The following is a 239-nucleotide window of genomic DNA, read 5'->3' as shown; positions in this document are numbered from 1 at the left end:
CAACGGCCCACGCTTTGCTTGAGCGCGGCGAGTTCTGTTTGGCGCGTGGCGGCGGCTTTGTCGAGGAATAAGTTGTCGGCGGCGATGCGCTCGGCGCCGGCGGACTTCCATTCGTTCCAGAGGGCGAAGAGCGCTTGCTGCGTTTTCGCGAGCGCGGGCGATGGCGGCCAGGCACGCGGCTGCAGAGCGCCGGTGCGCCGCAGGACGGTGAGCGCTTCGTCGAGCGGCGCGCGCGGGCC

The 239-nt window shown here is 70.7% G+C and carries 1 protein-coding gene; it reads right to left on the bottom strand.

From position 1 onward, the window contains the following. Nucleotides 1-239 (bottom strand): hypothetical protein (locus Q4563_RS22355; protein ID WP_303606107.1); only part of this gene is annotated, 239 nt, incomplete at both ends.

It is taken from the genome of Gilvimarinus sp. 1_MG-2023 (assembly GCF_030548285.1).
Note: the sequence above shows the minus strand (reverse complement) of the source record. Positions and strands in the feature narration are given on the sequence as shown.